At 73.6% G+C, this 19761-nt stretch carries 16 protein-coding genes; 7 read left to right on the forward strand and 9 right to left on the reverse strand.

What is annotated here, in order from left to right:
- Nucleotide 1: 1 nt before the first annotated feature.
- The 4 genes from FXF52_RS30470 to FXF52_RS30485 all read left to right on the forward strand — a co-directional run bounded on the left by FXF52_RS30470 (nt 2) and on the right by FXF52_RS30485 (nt 4857).
- Nucleotides 2-1021 (forward strand): TAXI family TRAP transporter solute-binding subunit, encoded by a 1020-nt coding sequence (locus FXF52_RS30470; protein WP_148801947.1) that lies wholly within the window; start codon nt 2-4, stop codon nt 1019-1021.
- 64 nt (nt 1022-1085) lie between these two features.
- A complete protein-coding gene (locus FXF52_RS30475; RefSeq protein ID WP_148801949.1) occupies nt 1086-3503 on the forward strand; it encodes a nitrate- and nitrite sensing domain-containing protein in 2418 nt (805 codons plus the stop codon).
- A complete protein-coding gene (locus FXF52_RS30480) occupies nt 3500-3892 on the forward strand; it encodes a roadblock/LC7 domain-containing protein (protein ID WP_148801951.1) in 393 nt (130 codons plus the stop codon). The genes FXF52_RS30475 and FXF52_RS30480 overlap by 4 nt, the downstream gene beginning before the upstream one ends.
- Nucleotides 3889-4857, forward strand: coding sequence for a TAXI family TRAP transporter solute-binding subunit (locus tag FXF52_RS30485; protein ID WP_148801953.1), 969 nt, complete (start codon nt 3889-3891; stop codon nt 4855-4857). The genes FXF52_RS30480 and FXF52_RS30485 overlap by 4 nt, the downstream gene beginning before the upstream one ends.
- A 3-nt stretch (nt 4858-4860) precedes the next feature.
- Here FXF52_RS30485 and FXF52_RS30490 read toward each other — a convergent pair whose 3' ends face one another.
- Entirely contained in the window at nt 4861-5397 is a 537-nt protein-coding gene (locus FXF52_RS30490) for a hypothetical protein (protein WP_148801955.1), read from the reverse strand.
- Nucleotides 5397-7292: a DNA primase gene (dnaG, locus tag FXF52_RS30495; RefSeq protein ID WP_148801957.1), complete on the reverse strand. Its 1896-nt coding sequence runs from the start codon at nt 7290-7292 to the stop codon at nt 5397-5399. The genes FXF52_RS30490 and dnaG overlap by 1 nt, the downstream gene beginning before the upstream one ends.
- Nucleotides 7293-7407: 115 nt before the next feature.
- Here dnaG and FXF52_RS30500 point away from each other — a divergent pair, with 115 nt between their 5' ends.
- A complete protein-coding gene (locus FXF52_RS30500; protein WP_187413812.1) occupies nt 7408-8589 on the forward strand; it encodes a low temperature requirement protein A in 1182 nt (393 codons plus the stop codon).
- 9 nt (nt 8590-8598) lie between these two features.
- Here FXF52_RS30500 and FXF52_RS30505 read toward each other — a convergent pair whose 3' ends face one another.
- The 7 genes from FXF52_RS30505 to ppdK all read right to left on the reverse strand — a co-directional run bounded on the left by FXF52_RS30505 (nt 8599) and on the right by ppdK (nt 16352).
- Nucleotides 8599-8850, reverse strand: coding sequence for a helix-turn-helix transcriptional regulator (locus tag FXF52_RS30505; RefSeq protein ID WP_148801961.1), 252 nt, complete (start codon nt 8848-8850; stop codon nt 8599-8601).
- Between the two features lie 10 nt (nt 8851-8860).
- Nucleotides 8861-9712, reverse strand: a complete 852-nt coding sequence (locus FXF52_RS30510; protein ID WP_148801963.1) for an ABC transporter permease — start codon at nt 9710-9712, stop codon at nt 8861-8863.
- Between the two features lie 76 nt (nt 9713-9788).
- Nucleotides 9789-10766 (reverse strand): ABC transporter ATP-binding protein, encoded by a 978-nt coding sequence (locus FXF52_RS30515; RefSeq protein WP_148801965.1) that lies wholly within the window; start codon nt 10764-10766, stop codon nt 9789-9791.
- 83 nt (nt 10767-10849) lie between these two features.
- Nucleotides 10850-11689 (reverse strand): siderophore-interacting protein, encoded by an 840-nt coding sequence (locus FXF52_RS30520; protein ID WP_148801967.1) that lies wholly within the window; start codon nt 11687-11689, stop codon nt 10850-10852.
- Nucleotides 11690-11785: 96 nt separating this feature from the next.
- Complete coding sequence (locus tag FXF52_RS30525) at nt 11786-13027, reverse strand: deoxyguanosinetriphosphate triphosphohydrolase (RefSeq protein WP_148801969.1); 1242 nt, start codon at nt 13025-13027, stop codon at nt 11786-11788.
- Between the two features lie 91 nt (nt 13028-13118).
- Entirely contained in the window at nt 13119-13472 is a 354-nt protein-coding gene (locus FXF52_RS30530) for a VOC family protein (protein WP_148801971.1), read from the reverse strand.
- Nucleotides 13473-13643: 171 nt separating this feature from the next.
- On the reverse strand, nt 13644-16352 hold the full coding sequence (gene ppdK, locus FXF52_RS30535) for a pyruvate, phosphate dikinase (protein ID WP_148801973.1): 2709 nt from the start codon (nt 16350-16352) through the stop codon (nt 13644-13646).
- 292 nt (nt 16353-16644) lie between these two features.
- Between ppdK and FXF52_RS30540 the strand changes: the two genes are divergently transcribed.
- Nucleotides 16645-18408, forward strand: coding sequence for a beta-N-acetylhexosaminidase (locus tag FXF52_RS30540; protein ID WP_370518048.1), 1764 nt, complete (start codon nt 16645-16647; stop codon nt 18406-18408).
- A 318-nt stretch (nt 18409-18726) separates the two neighbouring features.
- Entirely contained in the window at nt 18727-19395 is a 669-nt protein-coding gene (locus FXF52_RS43405) for a DUF397 domain-containing protein (RefSeq protein WP_255472497.1), read from the forward strand.
- The last annotated feature ends 366 nt before the right edge of the window (nt 19396-19761 follow it).

Genomic DNA, 19761 nt, shown 5'->3' on the forward strand with positions numbered 1-19761 from the left:
AGTGAGACGGATCGACACGCGGGTTGCCGCTGTCGTCGGAGTGCTGGCCCTCGTCGCGGCCGGTGCCGCCGGATGCGGGGGCCGGCAGGACGGGGCGGCGAAGGACGACGCCGCCAGCGAGGTCACCTGCAAGGTCACCAAGGACACCCGGGTCGGCATCGCCACCGGCAACGCCACCGGCGTCTACTACGTCGTCGGCAACGCGCTGGCCGGCCAACTCGCGGCGACGACCGACGGCAAGCTCACCGGCACGGCCGCCGAGACGGGCGCCTCGGTGCAGAACATCGAACAGCTCGTGGCCGGCCAGTACGACGTCGCCTTCTCGCTCTTCGACACCGCGGTCAACGCGGTGCAGGGCAAGGGCAGCTTCAGCGCCCCGCAGCCGGTGAAGGCGCTGGCCCGGATCTACGACAACTACACGCAGGTGGTCGTGCGGGCCGACGCGGGGATCACCTCGGTCGCCGACATGAAGGGCAAGAAGATCTCCACCGGCTCGCCCAAGTCCGGCACCGAGGTCATCGCCAACCGGCTGCTCACCGCCGCCGGCCTCGATCCGGCCAAGGACATCCAGGCGCAGCGCCTCGACCTGACCAAGACCGTCGACGGCATGAAGGACGGCAGCATCGACGGCTTCTTCTGGTCCGGGGGCCTGCCCACCGGCGGCCTCACCGACCTCTTCACCACCGCCGGCGACAAGGTCAAGTTCCTTGACCTCAGCCCGCTGCTGCCCAAGATGGCCGAGCTGAACCCGGCGTACCAGGCCGGGACCATCGGCAAGGACGTCTACAAGACCGCGGCGGACACCCCGACCATCCTGGTGCCGAACGTGCTGCTGGTCCGCGACAACCTGGACGCCAACGTGGCCTGCGCGATCACCAGGACGGTCTTCGAGAAGAAGGACGCCCTGGCCCAGGCCAACCCGGCCGCCAAGGCCATCGACCTGCAGAACGCCCGCAAGACCGACCCGGTATCGCTGCACCGGGGTGCGGACAAGGCGCTCAAGGACCTCGGCGCGAGCTGATCCGACGACGCCGGGCCCGGACGACCCGTCCGGGCCCGGCACCCTACCCCGACCGGGAGATCCCGTGCCGCTCCCCCTCCCCGGCCGCGTACGCCGGCACCACCGCCCGCCGGGCCACACCCACCGGCTCTGGTCGGTCCGCACCCAACTGCTCGCGCCGATCCTGGTGGCGACGGCCGGCCTGGTGGTGCTCGGCGCCGCCCAGACCGACGCCGCACTGGCCGCCTCCGCCGACGCCGACCGGGCCCGCGTCCTCGCCGGCACGGCCACCGCGACCGTACGGCTGGTGCACGAGCTGGAACGCGAGCTGGGCGAGACGGCGGCGCTGCGCCAGCGCGGCGGCACGGCCGGCCGGCCGCTGGTCGACGCCCAACGGCGGCGGGTGGACGCCGCGATCGACCGCTACCGGTCGGCCAGCGGCGACGCGCGGCGCGCCGCCCCGGACCTGGCCCCGGTGCTCAACGACGCGGACGGCCAACTCGGCCAGCTCGACCCCACCCGCAAGCTCGCGCTGGCCGGCGACAGCGGTGACCCGGCGTACGTGATGCTGGTCGACTCGCTGCTCGCCGTCGCCGACGCCCTGCCGGCCCAGCTGCGCGACGCCCACCTGGCCAACGGCGCCCGCGAGGTGGCGGCCATGGCCACCCAGGAGCACCTGGCATCCCTGGAGCGCGACCTGCTGCGCGGCGTCTTCGTCCGGGGTGCCCTGGCCCAGGGTGAGCTGGTCCGGCTCGGCCGGCTGCGCGGCGCCCGGGAGCAGCGTCAGGCCGAGTTCCTCCGGATCGCCATCGGCCCGGCGAAGACCGCCTGGTACCGGGTGATCGCCGGCGGCGACGTCGAGACGGCCCGCCGGATGCGCGACGACGTGCTGGACACCGACGGCGGGCCCGAGGCGCTGAAGACCGACGGCGACGCCTGGTACGTAGCGCAGAGCGGCACGATCCGCCGGTACAACCTGCTGGGCCGGGAACTCTCCGAGGACCTCGACCGGGACGCCGCAGCGCTGGCCCGGGCCGCCCGGCAGCGCGCCCTGCTCACCGCCGGGGGGACCACCACGGTCGCGCTCGCCTCGCTGGCCACCGCGGTGCTGCTGGCGGTACGCACCAGCCGCCGGCTACGCCGGCTGCGGGTCGCCGCGCTCACCATGGCGAACCGGGAGCTGCCGGAACGAATCACCGCGATCGCCGCCGGCGAGGGCAGCCCGGGCGACGGCACGGCGACCCGGCTGACCGCCGGCATCCGCCGCGGCCGGGACGAGGTGGCCCAGGTGGCCGAGGCGTTCGACACGGTGAACAAGGCCGCGCTGCGGCTCGCCGGCGAGCAGGCCGAGCTGCGGCTGGACGTGACCCGGATGGCCGAGGCGCTGGCCCGCCGCATCCGTACCCTGATCACCCGCCAGCTGCGACTGCTCGACGACTTCGAACGCGAGGAGACCGACCCGGACGCGCTGGACCGGTTCTTCGCGCTGGACCACCTCGCCGCCCGCCTGCGCCGCAACGGGGAGAACCTGCTGGTCCTCGCCGGGGGCGAGCCGGGCCGCGGACACGAGGGGGCGCTGCTCCTCGACGATGCGGTCCGCGCGGCGGCCTCCGAGATCGAGGACTACCCCCGGGTCGAGGTCGACGTGCCGACCGCGGCGGTGCACGGCGCGGCGGTCGGCAACCTGGTGCACCTGCTGGCCGAGCTGCTGGAGAACGCCACCGTCTACTCCCCGCCGGAGGCGCCGGTGCTGGTGGACGGGCGGCGCACGGTCGACGGGGTCACGCTGCGGGTGCACGACCAGGGCATCGGCATCAGCGAGAGCCGGCTGGCCGAGATCAACGAACGGCTCGCCGCGCCGGCCGCGCTCTCCAGCGCCGCGGCCGGCAGCATGGGCCTGCACGTGGTGGCCCACCTGGCCGCCCGGCACGGCATCCGGGTGCAGCTGCACCACACCGACACCGGCACGATCGCCCAGGTGGAGGTGCCCGAGTCCGCGCTGACGCGGGTCGAGTCGGCCACCCGGCGACCCGATCGCCGGCCGACCGCCAGCGGCGGCGCGCCCTGGTTCCGGCCCGGGCCGGCGGTTACCTTGCCGCTGGCCGACGCCCGCGACCTGGCCACCAGCCCGCTCCACCCGACCGCCCGGCACGACGCCCCCACCGTCGCCGTGCCGGTGATCGCCACCCGCCCGCCGGCCGCCGGCAGCGCGCGCGGCGTCGCCGCCGTGCCCCCGCCCGGCACCGCCCTCCCGGCCCCCGCCGCCGCCCAGGTCCGCCCGGCCGGCGGTCCGCCCACGCCGGCCGCCGGCGGCCCGCTGCCGCGCCGGACCCGGGGCGGTCAACTGCCCGCGACCATGCCGGCCACCGCCCCGCCGCCCCGACCCGCCGACGACCTGCTCGACCCGGAGGTGGTGCGGGCCCGCCTGTCCGCGCTCGCCGAGGGCGTGGCCAGCGCGACGCGGCGTACCCCGAACACCACACCCACCGGGAGAAACCCATGACCTCATCCGTGACCGCCGGACTCGACTGGTTGCTGGCGAACTTCGCCGAGCGGGTGCCGGACGTGTCGCACGCCCTCGCGGTGTCCCAGGACGGGCTGCGGCTGGCCGCCTCCCCCGACCTGTCCATCGAGCAGGTGGACCAGCTCTCCGCGGTGATCAGCGGGCTGGCCAGCCTGGGCCTGGGCGCCGCCCGGCTGATGTCCGCCGGCCGGGTACGCCAGCAGATCCTCGACATGGACGGCGGGGTGATGCTGGTAATGGCGATCGGCGAGCGGGCCCTGCTCGGGGTGCTCGCCGCGCCCGGCTGCGACCTGGGCCAGATCGGCTTCGAGACGGCGACCCTGGCCCAGCGGGTGGCGGAGGCGCTGGAACCGGCGGTCCGCCCGTGACCGGCCGCCCGCTGCGGCTGGCGGCCGTGCTGCTGCTGGCCGCCCTGGTGGCCGGCTGCGGTGCGGCCAACCCCGGCCCGCGGGCGTGGCACGGCGGGCGGATCTTCCTCGCCACCGGCAACACCACCGGCGTCTACTACCAGCTCGGCGGCGGCTACGCGGACCTGATCAGCCGGCACCTGCCCGGCTACGAGGCGCGGGCCGAGCCGACCGGCGCCTCGGTGGAGAACATCAACCGGCTGGCCAGCGGCGACATGGAGATCGCCTTCAGCCTGGCGGACACGGCGGCGGACGCGGTCAACGGGCGGGGCGCGTTCGACGGCCAACCACAGCCGGTACGCGCGCTGGCCCAGGTCTACCGCAACTACACCCACGTGATCGTCCGGACCGGCGGGAAGATCGACAGCTTCGCCGAACTGCGCGGCAAGCGGATCTCCACCGGCTCGCCGAAGTCCGGCACCGACATCATCGCGGGACGGCTGCTGACCGCGGCCGGGATCGACCCGGACCGGGACATCCAGCGCCTCAACCTGTCGCTGCCGGAGACGGTGAAGCGGATGCGGGCGGGCACCCTGGACGCGATGTTCTTCTCCGGCGGCCTGCCCACCCCGGGCATCAAGGACCTGCTCGCCAGCGCGCCCGGGACGTTCCAGCTGCTCCCCCTCACCGACCTGGTCGAGCCGCTCGCCGCCCGGTACGGCTCGGTCTACACCACGGCCACCCTGCCCAAGGAGGTCTACGGCACCCCGGCGGCCACGCCGACCATCACCGTGGCGAACGTGATCCTGGTCGCCGCGGACATGCCGGACCAGCTCGCGTACGACCTAACCCGGGTGCTCTTCGCGTACCAGGGTGAGCTGATCAAGGTGCACCCGGAGGCGGGCAACTTCACCCGGGAGAGCGCGGCGGGCACCGATCCGATCCCGCTGCACCCGGGCGCCGCCCGCTACTACCGCAGCGGCTGACGTTCAGAGGTTCGCCGGGGCGGTGGCCGACCGGGCGGCGGCGACCAGCCGGTCGGTCTCGGCGAGCACCGCCTCGTCGTCGGCGGGCGTGCCAGGGTCGTAGCGGACCGTCCAGGTCAGCCCGTCCACCCCGGACACCCGGCGGGCGGCGATCCGGCCGGCGCCGCCGGGCACCGGGTGGTGGCTGGTGTACGCCACCGACCGGGTGACCCGGGCCCGCACCTGGTGCGGCAGGTCGCCCGGGTCGAGCAGCAGGTAGGTCTCGGCCGGGCAGTCCGCCACCACCAGGTAGCCGTCCCGCTCGGCGACCCGCTCGGCCGGGGTGACGGTGAGCTCGCGCCCCGACCAGACCGCCTTGAGGATGTCGTGCCACCCGATCCGGTGCCCCCGGCCGGGCAGCCAGAGCCCGAGGTTGCTGGCGACCACCACGCCGTCGCCCTCGCCGTTGCCGACGGCGGCCCAGGCGAGCACCCGCTCCTCGGCGGCCAGTGGCGGGCGGGCGGCGGGCGGCAGCTTGGGCTTGCGGTTGAACAGTCCCATCACAGTCCTCCGGCGGCCTGCTCGCGCAGCGCCCGCGCGTGCTGCTCCAGCGAGAGCAGTTCCCCGAAGAGCGCGAAGTACTCGTCCTTGTTGCTCACCGGGTTGATCCGCTGGATCTTCGACTTGAGGTCCTTGATCCGGCCGGTCACCGAGCCCCACTGGAGCCGGGCCATGGTGACCGAGACGTACCGGGGGTCGGGCTCGCCGTCGATGCGCAGCGGCTCGACGGCCAGCTCGCCGACGAGCGCTTGGCCCGCCAGGTCGTCGCAGGCGTCCCGGACCTGCTCGATCCAGACCGCGCCGCTGGTGGCCGCCGCCGCCCCGCCGGCCGCCGCGATCGCCGCCCGCACGGCGACGTGCACCGGGTGCCGGTATTCGCCGGCCTCCACCGCGTCGAACATCGGGCCGGCCAGCACCGGCTCTTGGAGGGCGAGCTTCAGCGCCTCCCGCTCGACCATCGACTGCGGGCTGTCCACGGTCGGCGCGGCCGGTCCGGAGCGGGCCGGGGCGGCGGCCTCGCCGGCCGGCTGCCCGGACGCGGCGGCCAGCACCGCGCGCTGCACCGGCTCGATCTCCATGCCGAGGTCGCCGGCGAGCTTGCGGACGTACTCGGGGCGCTTCTCCCGGTCCTTGATCTTGGCGACCAGCGGGGCGGCCCGGCGCATCGCCTCCACCCGGCCGTCGACGGTGTCCAGGTCGTAGCGGTTGATCACGTGGCGGAGCGCGAAGTCGACCAGCGGCTCGCGGCGGGCGACCAGGTCGCGGACGGCCAGGTCGCCCTTGGCCAGGCGCAGCTCGCACGGGTCCATGTTGTCCGGGCTGACCGCGATGAAGGTACGCCCGACGAAGCGCTGGTCGTCCTCGAAGGCGCGCAGCGCGGCCTTCTGCCCAGCGGCGTCCCCGTCGAAGGTGAAGATGATCTCGCCGGCTCGCTCGTCACTGTCGAAGAGCACCCGCCGGAGGACGGAGATGTGGTCCGACCCGAACGACGTGCCGCACGTGGCCACCGCGGTCGGGACGTCCGCCAGGTGGCAGGCCATCACGTCGGTATAGCCCTCGACCACGACCACCTTGCCCTGCTTGGCGATCTCCCGCTTGGCCTGGTCGATGCCGTAGAGGACGTGGGACTTCTTGTAGATCGGCGTCTCGGGGGTGTTCAGGTATTTCGGGCCGTCGTCGTCTTCGAACAGCTTGCGGGCGCCGAAGCCGATCACGTCGCCGGTGAGGTCGCGGATCGGCCAGAGCAGCCGCCGGCGGAACCGGTCGATCAGGCTGCCCGAGCGGGACGGGCGGGACAGCCCGGCGGTGACCAGCTCGTCGTGGGTGAAGCCCTGCTGCCGCAGGTGCTTGGTGAGCAGGTCCCAGGCGTCGGGGGCGAAGCCGCAGCCGTAGCGCTCGGCGGCGGCCCGGTCGAAGCCGCGCCTTGCCAGGAACTCCCGGGCCGGGCGGGCCCCGGCGGTGCTGAGCTGGGCGCCGTAGAACTCGACGGCGACGGCGTGCGCGGCGACCAGCCGCTGCCGCTGCCCCTGCTGCGGCCGGTCGCGTCGCGGGGCCGACCGGTCGTCCTCGACGTAGCGGAGCTGGATGCCGGCGCGGGCGGCCAGCCGCTCGACGGACTCCACGAAGCTCAGGTGCTCGGCGTCCATCAGAAACTTGATGGCGTCGCCGCCGGCCCCGCAGCCGAAGCAGTACCAGACGTTGCGGGCGGGCGAGACGTTGAACGAGGGGCTCTTCTCGTCGTGGAACGGGCACAGCCCCTTGAGGTTGCCGCCGCCAGCCGACTTGAGGGTCACCGTGTCGGAGATGACCTCGGCGATCGAGGTGCGCTCGCGGACCAGCGCGATGTCCTCGTCCCGGATCCGCCCCGCCATCTCCGCCACCCCCTCGGCGTACATCCTGCCCTGCCGGACCGACGATCCGACGGTCGGGGGACACCCGGTGTGGCGAATGCCGCCCGGGCTCGCGCGTTCCACCCCGGGGGTCACGCCGGGTCCGCGATCATCGGTGACTGTGCGAGGGGCGGGCGGTGGGGCGGCCTCCTGGGCGAGCCGGCTGACCGCCCGGCTCGCCCTCCCAGGGCGTCGGGCGGACGACGCCGGGCAACGGCACGCGAGTTGGCTCGAGCTCTTCTTCGACGTGATGTTCGTCTTCGCGCTCGGCGCCGTGGTCAACCGGCTCGGCCACGAGCCCCGAACCTCGGCGGTGCTCGCCGCGTGCGGCCTCTTCGTGGTGCTGCAGTGGGCCTGGGTGGGCCAGGTCTTCTACGACACCCGGTACGACCCGGACGACATCCCGCACCGACTGCTGGTCCTGGTGGCGCTGGTCGGCGTCGGGGCACTCACCCTCGGCGTGGCCGAGGCCCCCAACGGCGTGCTGCTGCCGGCCGGCTTCCTCGTGGTCCGCGGCGTCCTGCTGCTGCTCTACCTGCGGGCCCGATCGACCGGGGAGCCGGCCCGCCTGGTGACCAACGTCTACCTGGTCGGTTTCGGCACGGGCTGGGCGATCTGGCTCGCCTCGCTGGCCGTGCCGGCGTCCACCCGGCCGGCCATGTGGACCGCGGCGATGGCCGTCGAGCTGGCCACGCCCTGGCTGGGATTGCGCCGGCTGAGCCGGTTCCCGGTGGACGTGGTGCACCTGCCCGAGCGGATCGGCCAGTTCGCGATCATCGTCCTGGGCAGCGCGCTGGCCGACCTGCTGGCCGCGGTCCCGGCCCGATCCGGGCCGCGCATCATCGGCGCGGCGGCGATCGCGTTCACCATCCCGGCCGCGGTCTGGTGGGTCTACACCACCTTTGTCAACGCCGGCCTGGCGATGGCCCGGCTGCGCGGCGGGGTGGGCTACACCCACCTACACATCCCGCTGGGCGCGGGGCTGCTGCTGCTCGGCTGGTCGCTCGGGGAGGTGGTCCGGCAGGTCGAGGCGGACGCGCCGACCACTCGACCCATGGTCCGGCTGATCCTGGCGGCCTCCCTGGTGACCTGGATGCTCTGCGGGCTCGGCCTGAACTGGCTGTCGGTGGAGCGGCCGGGCGTCCGCCGGCTCGCCATCACCGGCTACGGGATCGCCTCGGTCGCCGTGATCAGCGCCGTCGTGGCCCGACCGCTCCCCCTGCTCGTGTTGCTCGCCGCCGCGGTCGCCGGATACGCGGTGCTGGCCAGCCGGCATCTGACCGGCCAGGCGCGCCGGCGTTGACGCGCCGCCTCAGGCCGGACGCCCGGAGCTGCGGGCGTCCTCCCCGATCCGGGGGAAGGGCTCGATGGAGAAGACCACCTCGACCGGCACCTCGAAGTAGGCGGCGATCCGCAGCGCCAGGTGCAGGCTGGGTCGGAACTCGCCCCGTTCCAGGTAGCCGACCGTCTGGTAGTGCACGCCCAGCGCGTCGGCGAGCTGCCGCCGGGAGATGCCCCGCTCGGCGCGGAGCACGGCGATCCGGTTGTGCACGTTCTCACTCATCGACGCCCTCTCACATGGCCCGCTGCATGGCCTTCTCCCGGCGGGCCGCGACCCGGGAACCGGACTCGCGGCGGGCCATCCGGCGCAGCACGACCGGGGCCAGGGTCAGCCCGAGCACGGCCCAGAGGCCCAGCACACCGAACGTCTCCAGGTGCCGCCAGGACCCGCCCAGCTCGACGGCGGCCAGCTCCGGCGGCAGCAGCGCCGAGCGCATCCCCAACCCTAGCCAGTAGACCGGGAAGGCCTGGGCGACGGCCTGGAGCCAGCCCGGGTAGCCGTTGATCGGATAGAAGATGCCGGAGAGCGCGATGAGGCCGAAGGTCGGCAGCACCACCAGGCCCATGTTGCGGGGGTTCTCGATCAGCGAGCCGATCACCGCGCCCAGCGGCAGCGTCGCCACCAGCCCGAGCGGCACCACCCAGGCCATCGTGAGCCAGGCGCCGCCGTCGGTGAGCCGGATCCCGTCCAGGAAGAACAGCGCCGGGGTGAGTTGGAGGACCAGCCCGATCAGCGCCACCGCCGAGAGCATGACGATCTTCCCGATCAGGTAGCCGAGCATCCCGTTCGGCGTCGCCTTTGCCCGCAGCAGGGTGCCGTCCTCCCGGTCGACGATGAGCTGCTGAGACAGGCCGATCAGCCCGCCGAACGCGAGCCCCATGCCGAGCGCGCTGGGCAGCGTGCGCGCGCCGAGCGAGAAGGAGGTGCCGGGCACGGTGGCGCCACGCATGAAGAACATGGTGACCAGCAGGACCGCGGTCGGGAAGAAGTAGTTCCACAGGTCCTGCGCGTTGGTGAAGGTGTTGCGCAGCTCGATCACGCCGCGCTGGACGCCGGCCCGGACGGCCGCCGTGGTCGGGTTCATGCCGCCACCTCGCTCCGCTCGGCGCCGGCACGCGACACCACGGCGCTGCACTGATGATTCGCTCGCTGCCGCTCGCTCATCGCTCGCTCCCCTGCCGCCAGACCGAGGCCGCCGCCGTGCCGGCCCGGACCCCGGACTCCTCCTCGTAGACCAGTGCCATGTACGCGTCCTCCAGGCTGGCCCGGCGCACCTCCAGCTCCTGCACGCTGTCGCCGTGCTGGCGCAGCAGGTCGCGGACGAAGCCGGTGGCGTCGGCCGCGGCGTGCACGAAGCGCTCGCCGTCCCGGGTCCACCGGATCTCCGCGTCCCCGGCGACCCGCCGGGCCAGCTCGTCGGATGAGCCGTCGGCGATGATCCGGCCGCCGGCCAGGATGAGGATGCGGTCGGCGAGCTTCTCCGCCTCGTCGAGGTCGTGCGTGGTGAGCAGGATGGTGGTCTCGTCCAGGTCGGCGAGGCGGTGCACCAGCTCGTGGAACTCGCGCCGGGCGGCCGGGTCGAAGCCGACCGTCGGCTCGTCCAGGAAGAGCAGCTCCGGGCGGCCCACGATGCCGACCGCCACGTCCAGCCGGCGGCGCTGGCCGCCGGAGAGCTGGTGCACCCGCTTGGCCGCGTGCGGGGTGAGGCCCACGGTGTCCAGCAGCTCGTCGACCGGCCAGGGCCGGCTGATCCGGTCGGTGGCGTACGGCGCGTAGAAGGCGCCCAGGTGGGCCAGCAGGTCCCGGACCCGCCACTTGCCGTGGTCGCGCCACGACTGGAGCACCACGCCCATGCGGGCGCGCCACCGCTCGTCGCCCCGGCCGGGGTCGACGCCGAGGACGCGGACCTCCCCCGCCGAGCGCATCCGGAAGCCCTCCAGGATCTCGATGGTGGTGGTCTTGCCGGCGCCGTTGGGCCCGAGCAGGGCGAGCACCTCGCCGCGCCGGGCGGTGAAGTCGACCCCGTGCAGCACGTCGACGGTGCCGTACCGCATGCGCAGGTCGCGGACGTCGAGGACCAGGTCCTCACCGGGCGGGTGGGGAGTCGGGGCGACTCCCGGCAGTTCGACCGCAGTCATACCGCGAAATGTAGCACCTCTACTACATGTCGAGGCACACCCGCTCTCGGTCGCGATCGCGACAGATCAGCCGGCAGGGCCGGTCAGGCGGGCAGGGCGGCGCCGTACTCGTCGGCCTCGACCTGGGCGTTCCAGGCGGCCTTGGTGGACCGCCAGCCCTCGTCGTCCAGGCCGCGCCGCCAGTAGCCGGAGATGGACAGCGCGTCCCGGGGCACCGCGCGCTCGACGCGCAGCAGCCGGAGCAGCTCCCGGACGGCGGTGGCCTCGCCGTGGACGAAGGCGTGCACCCGGCCGGGCGGGAAGTCGAGCGCCCGGACCGCCTCCACCAGCGCCGCGCCCGCCGGGCGGCCGGCGCGGTGCAGCCAGCTCAGCTCGACCGCACCCGGGCTGGTCAGCGGCAGCTCGTCGGCCGGGCCGTCGACCTCCAGGTAGACCTTCGCGGGCGCGCCGGCGGGCAGCCGCTCCAGGGCGGCGGCGATCGCCGGCAGGGCGCTCTCGTCCCCCACCAGCAGGTGCCAGTCGGCCGCCGGGTCCGGGGCGTACGCCCCGCCGGGGCCGGTGAACAGCACTCGGTCGCCGGGGCGCAGGCCGGCCGCCCACGGCCCGGCCAGCCCCTGGTCGCCGTGGTATACCACGTCGACGGTGAGCTCGCCGGCCGCCGCGTCCCAGGCCCGCACCGTGTACGCCCGCAGCCGCGGCCACTGCGCGGCCGGGAACTCCCGCTTGATGGTGGCCAGGTCGGTGGGGTGCGGGTAGACCACCCCGGCCGGCGGGAAGAGGAACTTGATGTAGTGATCGGTGTACGCGCCCACCGGCAGGCCGGCCAGTTCCTCGCCGCCCAGCACCAGCCGGACCAGGTGCGGGGTGGGCCGCTCGGTCCGTACGACCGTGGCGGCGGTGACCTTCTTCGGGCGCTCCGTCATATCACTTAGGCTAGCCTAAGTCTCCTGGTCGCCCACTTCCGCCCGGGTCCCTCCCCCGTCGGGTCGGCGCGATCCGGACACATCGCGCGGGGCGGGTCAGCTGCGGGCCAGGCGGACGTGCCAGGCCAGGGCGGCCGGGTCGGTGAGCGAGGCCACCTGGTCGATCACCACCCGCAGCCGCGCGGCGTCGTCCGGCGCCTCCCGCCACAGCGGCGCGAAGACCGGGTCGAGCGCGTCCGGCGCCCGGTCGGCCAGGACGGCGACCAGGTCGGCGAGGATCTCGCGCTGCTGGGCGTACCGGATGCCGGCGCCGGGGCGGCGCATGACGTAGCGCAGCGCGATGCCCTTGAGCAGCGCGCACTGCGCCCGGATCCGGCGCGGCACCACCAGGTCGGCGGCGTACCGGCGGTGCGGGCCGGGGCCGTGCCGCTCCTCGGTGGCGGCCACCACGCTGGCGACGAAGCGGCCGGTGAGCACGCTGGTGGTCGCCTTCAGCGCCGCCAGCGCCCGGTGGCTGCCGTCGTACGCGGCGAGCGGGGCGAGCGCCGGCTCGGCGAGCAGTTCGACCAGCACCTCGTGCAGGTCCTCGGGAGCCTCCCCCGAGTACGTGGCGGCCACGTCGGCGCAGAGCGCCCGCCGCTCCTCCGGGTCGGCCAGCAGCGGCCGCAGGCTGACATACCCGCCGTGGATGCCGTCCTCGACGTCGTGGACCGAGTACGCCACGTCGTCGGCCCAGTCCATCACCTGCGCCTCCAGGCAGCGCCGGCCGCCGGGTGGGGCACCGGCGCGCAGCCAGTCGAAGACCGGGCGGTCGTCGGCGTACACGCCGAACTTGCGCTGGCCGGGGCGGCGCTCCCAGGGGTATTTGCTGACCGCGTCGAGGGCGGCCCGGGTCAGGTTGAGCCCGGCGGAACGGCCGTCCGGGCCGAGCACCTTCGCCTCCAGCCGGGTGAGCACCCGCAGCGTCTGCGCGTTGCCCTCGAAGCCGCCGCAGCCGGCGGCGAGGAGGTCCAGGGCGTCCTCGCCGTTGTGCCCGAAGGGCGGATGCCCCAGGTCGTGCGCCAACCCGGCGGTGTCCACCACGTCCGGGTCGCAGCCGAGCCGGGCGCCCATCTCCCGGGCGATCTGCGCCACTTCGAGGGAGTGGGTCAGCCGGGTACGCAGGAAGTCGTCGGTGCCCGCCGTGTGCACCTGGGTCTTCGCGGCGAGCCGGCGGAACGCCGCCGAGTGCAGCACGCGCGCCCGGTCCCGCTCGTACGGCGACCGCCCGGAGCCGGTGTCCTTGGGCGCCTCGACGACGAAGCGCGCAGCGTCGTCGGCGTCGCGGCCGCCGGTCAACCGTCATCCCCGCGGTCGCGCCACCGCTCGCGCCCAGGCCGCGGCCGCTGGCCGTCGCGGAGTTCGCGACTGTGGGGCTCGCGGACCCGGCTCACTCCTTGCGCCCCCGAAGCACGCAGAACTCGTTGCCCTCCGGGTCGGCCAGCACCGTCCACCCGACGTCGCCCTGGCCGATGTCCACGTGCCGGGCACCCATGTCGACCAGCCGCTCGACCTCCGCCTCCTGGTCCTCCGGGCGCAGGTCGAGGTGCAGCCGGTTCTTGGCCTCCTTCGCGGCGGTGACCGGAACGAAGGTGATGGCGGGCAGCTGGTCCGGCGCCCGGCGGATCTCCACCGCGTCCGGCTTCTCGCTGACCACCTGGTAGCCGAGCGCCTCGGCCCACCAGTGCGCGAGCCGGGACGGGTCCAGGGCGTCCACGGTCAGGCTCTCCCAGACGCTGCTCATGCGGCCACCCTTCGTTGCGAGATCGGGCAGTGATCGAATCAGCCCAGGTTACGCCCGACCACACGGATCGGCGCGCCTGGCGCGTTCGGTCGATCATGAGGTTGGCGGCGGCAGCCGAGGCCGCCGCGACCTGGAGCCGTCGGCCGCCAACCTCATGATCATCGAGGTCGGTCAGCGGGAGTCGGAGCCCTGGGTCTCGACCACGGCCCGGCCCGCCTCAAGGCGGGCCACCGGCACCCGGAACGGCGAGCAGGAGACGTAGTCGAGCCCGACCTCATGGAAGAAGTGCACCGAGTCGGGGTCGCCGCCGTGCTCGCCGCAGACGCCCAGCTTCAGCCCGGGCCGGGCGGCCCGCCCCTCCTCGGCGGCGATCCGGACCAGCCGGCCGACGCCCTCGGCGTCGATCGACTCGAACGGCGAGATGCCGAAGATGCCCAGCTCCAGGTAGCGCCAGAAGAAGGCGCCCTCCACGTCGTCGCGGGAGAAGCCCCAGCCCATCTGGGTCAGGTCGTTGGTGCCAAAGGAGAAGAACTGGGCCGCCTCGGCGATCTGCCCGGCGGTCAGCGCCGCCCGGGGCACCTCGATCATCGTGCCGATCAGCACCTCGACGCCGCTGTCCCCGACCACCTCGGCGATGATCTTCTCGGCCTCGGCGCGTACCGTCTCCAACTCCTGCACGGCGCCGACCAGCGGGACCATGATCTCCGGGCAGGCCGACCCGCCGGACCGGGTGACCGCCACGGCGGCCTCGGCGATCGCGCGGACCTGCATGGCGAACAGGCCGGGGATGACCAGGCCCAGGCGTACGCCGCGCAGGCCTAGCATCGGGTTCTCCTCGTGCATCCGCCGGACGGCGGCGAGCAGCGCCTCCTCCTTGGCCACGTCCTCGCCGCGCTCCTGGGCGACCGCGACGTTGACGGCGAGCTGCTCCAGCGGGGGCAGGAACTCGTGCAGCGGCGGGTCGATCAGCCGCACGGTGACCGGCAGGCCGTCCATCTCGCGGAAGATCTCCATGAAGTCCTCCCGCTGCAACGGCAGCAGCGCGGCCAGCGCCGCCTCCCGCTCCTCGTCCCCGGCCGCCAGGATCAGCCGCTCCACCAGCTCCCGCCGGTCGCCGAGGAACATGTGCTCGGTGCGGCACAGGCCGATGCCCTGGGCGCCGAACCGCCGGGCCCGGGCCGCGTCCGCGCCGGTGTCGGCGTTCGCCCGGACCGCCAGCCGCCGCTTGGCGTCGGCGTGGGTCATGATCCGGTGTACGGCCCGGACCAGCGGGTCGTCGATCTGCTCCGGGTCGAGGGTGCCCTCGAAGTACTGCACCACCTCGGACGGCATGGCCGGCACCTCGCCGAGGTAGACCTTGCCGGTGGTGCCGTCGATGGAGACCACGTCGCCCTCGTTGACGGTCTGCCCGGCGACGGTGAACTTCTTCGCCGGGATGTCGACCTGGAGCTCGTCCGCGCCGGACACGCAGGTCTTGCCCATGCCCCGAGCCACCACGGCGGCGTGGCTGGTCTTGCCGCCCCGCGAGGTGAGAATGCCCTTGGCGGCGATCATGCCGTTCAGGTCGTCGGGGTTGGTCTCCCGGCGGACCAGGATCACCGCCTCGCCCTCGGCGGCCAGCTCGACAGCCCGGGCGGAGGTGAAGACGGCCTTGCCGACCGCCGCGCCGGGCGACGCCCCGATGCCCTTGGCCACCGGCTCGAACTCGTGGTCGAGCTTGAACCGGGGGAACATCAGCTGGGCGAGCTGCGCGCCGTTGACCCGGTGCAGCGCCTCGTCCAGGTCGATCAGGCCCTCGTCGACGAGCTGGCCGGCGATGACGAAGGCCGCCGCGGCGGTGCGCTTGCCGACCCGGGTCTGCAGCATCCAGAGCTTGCCGCGCTCGATGGTGAACTCGATGTCGCAGAGGTCCTTGTAGTGCTCCTCCAGCCGGGCCATGTAGTCGAGCAGCTCGTCGTAGGACTTCTTGTCGATCCGCTCCAGCTCCTGCAACGGCACGGTGTTGCGGATACCGGCGACCACGTCCTCGCCCTGCGCGTTGGCCAGGTAGTCGCCGTAGATGCCCTGGGCGCCGCTGCTCGGATCGCGGGTGAAGGCGACGCCGGTGCCGGAGTCGGCGCCGAGGTTGCCGAAGACCATGGCCACCACGTTGACCGCGGTGCCCAGGTCGGCCGGAATGCGCTCCTGCCGCCGGTAGACCACCGCGCGCTCGGCGTTCCACGACTCGAAGACCGCGCGAATGGCCAGGTCGAGCTGCTCGCGGGGCTCCTGCGGGAACTCCCGGCCGGTGTGCTTCGCGAAGATCTTCTTGAACGTGTCGACCAGCCCACGCAGGTCGTCCGCGTCCAGGTCGAGGTCGTTGTCCGTGCCCTTGGCGCGCTTGGCGTCGTCGATGGCATGCTCGAACTCCTCGCCCGGCACCTCGCAGACGGTCTTGCCGAACATCTGGATCAGGCGGCGGTAGGAGTCCCAGGCGAACCGGTCGTTCCCCCCGGCCTGCGCGCTGAGTCCGACCACGCTCCGGTCGTTGAGGCCGACGTTCAGGACGGTCTCCATCATGCCGGGCATGGAGAACTTGGCCCCCGAGCGGACCGAGACCAGCAGCGGGTCCTCCGGGTCGCCGAGCTTGCGGCCCATCTCCCGCTCCAGGGACTCCAGGTGCGCCGCGATCTGGCCGGCCAGCCCGTCCGGCTCCCGGCCGGTCGCCAGGTACGCCTTGCAGGCCTCGGTGGTGATGGTGAAGCCGGGCGGCACCGGCAGCCCGAGATTGGTCATCTCGGCCAGGTTGGCCCCTTTGCCGCCGAGCAGGTCCTTCAGGTCCTTGTTGCCCTCGGCGAAGTCGTAGACGTACTTGTGATCGACCGTCTCTTGCGCTGCCACCAGAGCCTCCCACGCGCGCCGGAATAGACACTTAACGAAGGTTCAGTTCGGACATACCCCGAGACCGACCACCGGTAATCCCGGTGTCGTCAGCGATCGGTGGGCGAAGGTTAAGCGAACATCGAGGGACCTGGGACCGTTCGGTGACTATTGGCACAACCGTCACCACTATCCGCGTTCGTACCGGCTTTTGGGAACGCTTCCACGAGCAGGATCACGCAATTCCCCGTTCCTCTCGTACGCTTGACGGCACTGGTTCCGCTGAACCTCACCTTTGCCATATCCGGCGCAAATACACCCGGGAGCCGTCACCGTGCCGACCACCCCCGCCGCCCCGTCCGAGACCGGTCCCGAGCCGCTCGACCCGGTCGAGCTCTCCGTCCGCCAGCCCGCCGCCGCTGAGCTGGCCCGGAGCGCCGCCCACGCGGCCGGCGAGCTGCTCGCCCCGCCCACGCCGGTGCGCCTGGGTGACGTGGTGCCCGCCCCCGAGCTGGTCGCGCCGGACCCGGCGGCCGACTTCCTGCTCACCGAGGACGCGGTGATCCGCGTCGACGCCGACCCGGCCGCCCGGGACGTCGCCGAGCAGCTCGCCGAGCTGCTCCGCCCCGCCACCGGCTACCCGCTCCCGGTCACCGACTCCGCCACGCGGGCCGACGGTCCGCTCGTGCTCACCCTGTCCGGCGCGGCAGCGCCCGCCGATGCGGCCGGCCCGGCCGGCGACGACGTAGCGGATGGCGCGGGCGCCGAGTCGCTGGGCGACGAGGGCTACCGGCTCGAGGTGACCCACGCCGAGGTCCGCATCACCGCAGGCACCCCAGCCGGCCTGTTCCACGGCGTGCAGACACTCCGCCAGCTGCTCCCCGCGGCGGTGGAGAGCGCCGCCCCGGTCGCCGAGCGCTGGGTGGTGCCCGGCGGCGCCATCGTCGACCGGCCGCGGTTCGCGTACCGGGGCGCGATGCTGGACGTGGCCCGGCACTTCTTCGGAGTCGACGACGTGCTGCGGGTGATCGACCACCTGGCCCGCTACAAGCTCAACCACCTGCACCTGCACCTCACCGACGACCAGGGGTGGCGGATCGCCGTCGACTCCTGGCCAAGGCTCACCGAGGTCGGCGGGACCACCGAGGTGGGCGACGGACCGGGCGGCTGGTACACCAAGGACGACTACCGGCGGATCGTCCGGTACGCCGCCCGCCGCCACGTCACCGTGGTACCGGAGATCGACCTGCCCGGGCACACCAACGCGGCGCTGGTCGCGTACCCCGAGCTGGCGCCGGGCAAGATCCCGCCACCGCCGTACACCGGCACCGAGGTCGGCTTCAGCTACGTCGACCCCGCCGACGAACGGACGTACGCCTTCGTCGCCGAGGTGCTCGGCGAGGTGGCCGCACTCACCCCCGGGCCGTGGCTCCACCTCGGCGGCGACGAGGCGTTCAAGGTGCCGGCCGACACCTACCGCGGCTTCATCGAACGGGCGCAGGAACTGGTGGCGGCGACCGGGAAGACCGTGGTCGGCTGGCACCAGCTCGCCCCGGCCGGGCACGCCGACGGGCGGGTGCTCCAGTGGTGGGGCACCAACGGCGACGACCCCGAGACCGCCGACGCGGTACGCCGCGGCGCCCGCCTGATCCTCTCCCCCGCCAACCACGCATACGTGGACATGAAGTACACCGCGGAGACCCCGATCGGGCACGACTGGGCCGGGCTGATCGACGTACGCCGGGCGTACGACTGGGATCCGGGGACGCACCTGACCGGCGTACCGGCCGAGGCCGTGCTCGGCGTGGAGGCGCCGCTCTGGACGGAGACGGTCACCACGCTGGCCGAGGTGGAGTTCATGCTCTTCCCGCGCCTGCCCGCCGTCGCCGAGCTGGGCTGGTCCCCCCGCTCGACGCACGACTGGGCCGCGTTCCGGGACCGGCTCGCCGGCCACGGCCCGCGCTGGACCGCCGCCGGGATCGCCTTCCACCCCGCCCCGGAGATCCCCTGGCCGGCGACGCCCGCCCACCGAATTCCGACCCAACGCTCCCGCGACGACGCGACCCACACCAGTTGACCCACCCACACCCACCCACGCCGCTGCCCGCCCCTGGCGGGCAGCGGCAAGCGGGCAGCCGCCCAAGATCCGAGATCGTGGCGATCCGCCATGACCTAACGAATCTGCGCATGCTCGCAGGCGATTATCGGATGGCGCGGGACGACTGTACGGAATTGGCGCTGCTCCTGGAGCAGCCCGCCGGCGACCAGCGCCTGGCCGAGCACTGCCAGGAGCAGGAGCGATCCTGTCAGGGCGAACTTGGCGAGTACCTGGGGACTGGCTTAGTTCGCCGGCCGGCGCAGCCAGGTGCCGGAGCAGTGCCCTGGGTTGAGCTGACTGGCGCGCACCTGGTGGACCGGCGCCCGCAGCGGCGGCAACGGTGGCAACTGCGTCGAGGTGGCCAACGGCCGGCCCGCCGTCGTCATATGCGACAGCAAGGACCACCGGCGGGGGCGGCGAGCAGAGCTACGGTTCGGTCTACCCGGGAGGTCGGCGTTCATCGTTGGCAGTCGGTCTTGGACTGTGGCGGACCGGTCCCCGGACCGCCTCTGCCGGTCCGCGCAGGCCTGCCCGCGGTCCGGGACGCCACCGTCGCGGTCCCGCCTCGGCGGACCAGCGCTCGGCGGTCCCGGACGGCGTTGGCGGTCCCGGACCGGCGGGCGGGCGACCCACACTGGTCCGGGACCGAGGCCCGCAGATCGTCGCTCTGGTCCCGGCCGCCCGGACCGCCGCCCACGCGTTGACCGCTCATGGACACCGCTGTCCCGCGAGGCCCTCGCCCGACGGCTACGCGCTGACGGGCGCCACCTGTCCGCCGCCACCGCTTCGGCGCTCGTGCGGCTCCTGCGCGCCGATGCCACCACACCCCGACCGGCTCAGACGGGACCTGTCAGACCTGGACTCCGCGTGACAGGACCACGGTCCGCGATTCCGGTCAGGCTGCGCCCTGTCTGTGAGGCAGCGCGGGCGCTGCTGTCCGCAAGCCCGCTGTCTGACAGAATCTGACCGGACCTCACAGGACCTGACACGACCTGACAGGACCTGACCCGACGGGTGGGCCAGCAGCTGGTCTCCAGAGAACCGAGGGGCAGGTCCAGATCGGCGGCGCTGTCGACCCTGATGGAGGCTGACAAGGGTGCAGCAGCGGTGCGGAATCCCGCGACCGTCGCGGTGGCCTGCGGGCTACGCGGCGACCCGTACGAGCGGTCGAAAAGGGGCCTGTCGTGGGCGCTCGTCGCCGCCGAGCCGGCCCTGTGGTTGTCAGCTCGCGTGTGGGGGCTCGGCTGGGTGCGGCATTGGGGGCTCGGTTGGGGGCGTCGGCGATTCGAGGCCCCAAACGAGCCTTGCCGATCTGCCCTGTCAGGTGGCTGA

Source organism: Micromonospora sp. MP36 (genome assembly GCF_008119785.1).
Classification (GTDB): Bacteria; Actinomycetota; Actinomycetes; order Mycobacteriales; family Micromonosporaceae; genus Micromonospora.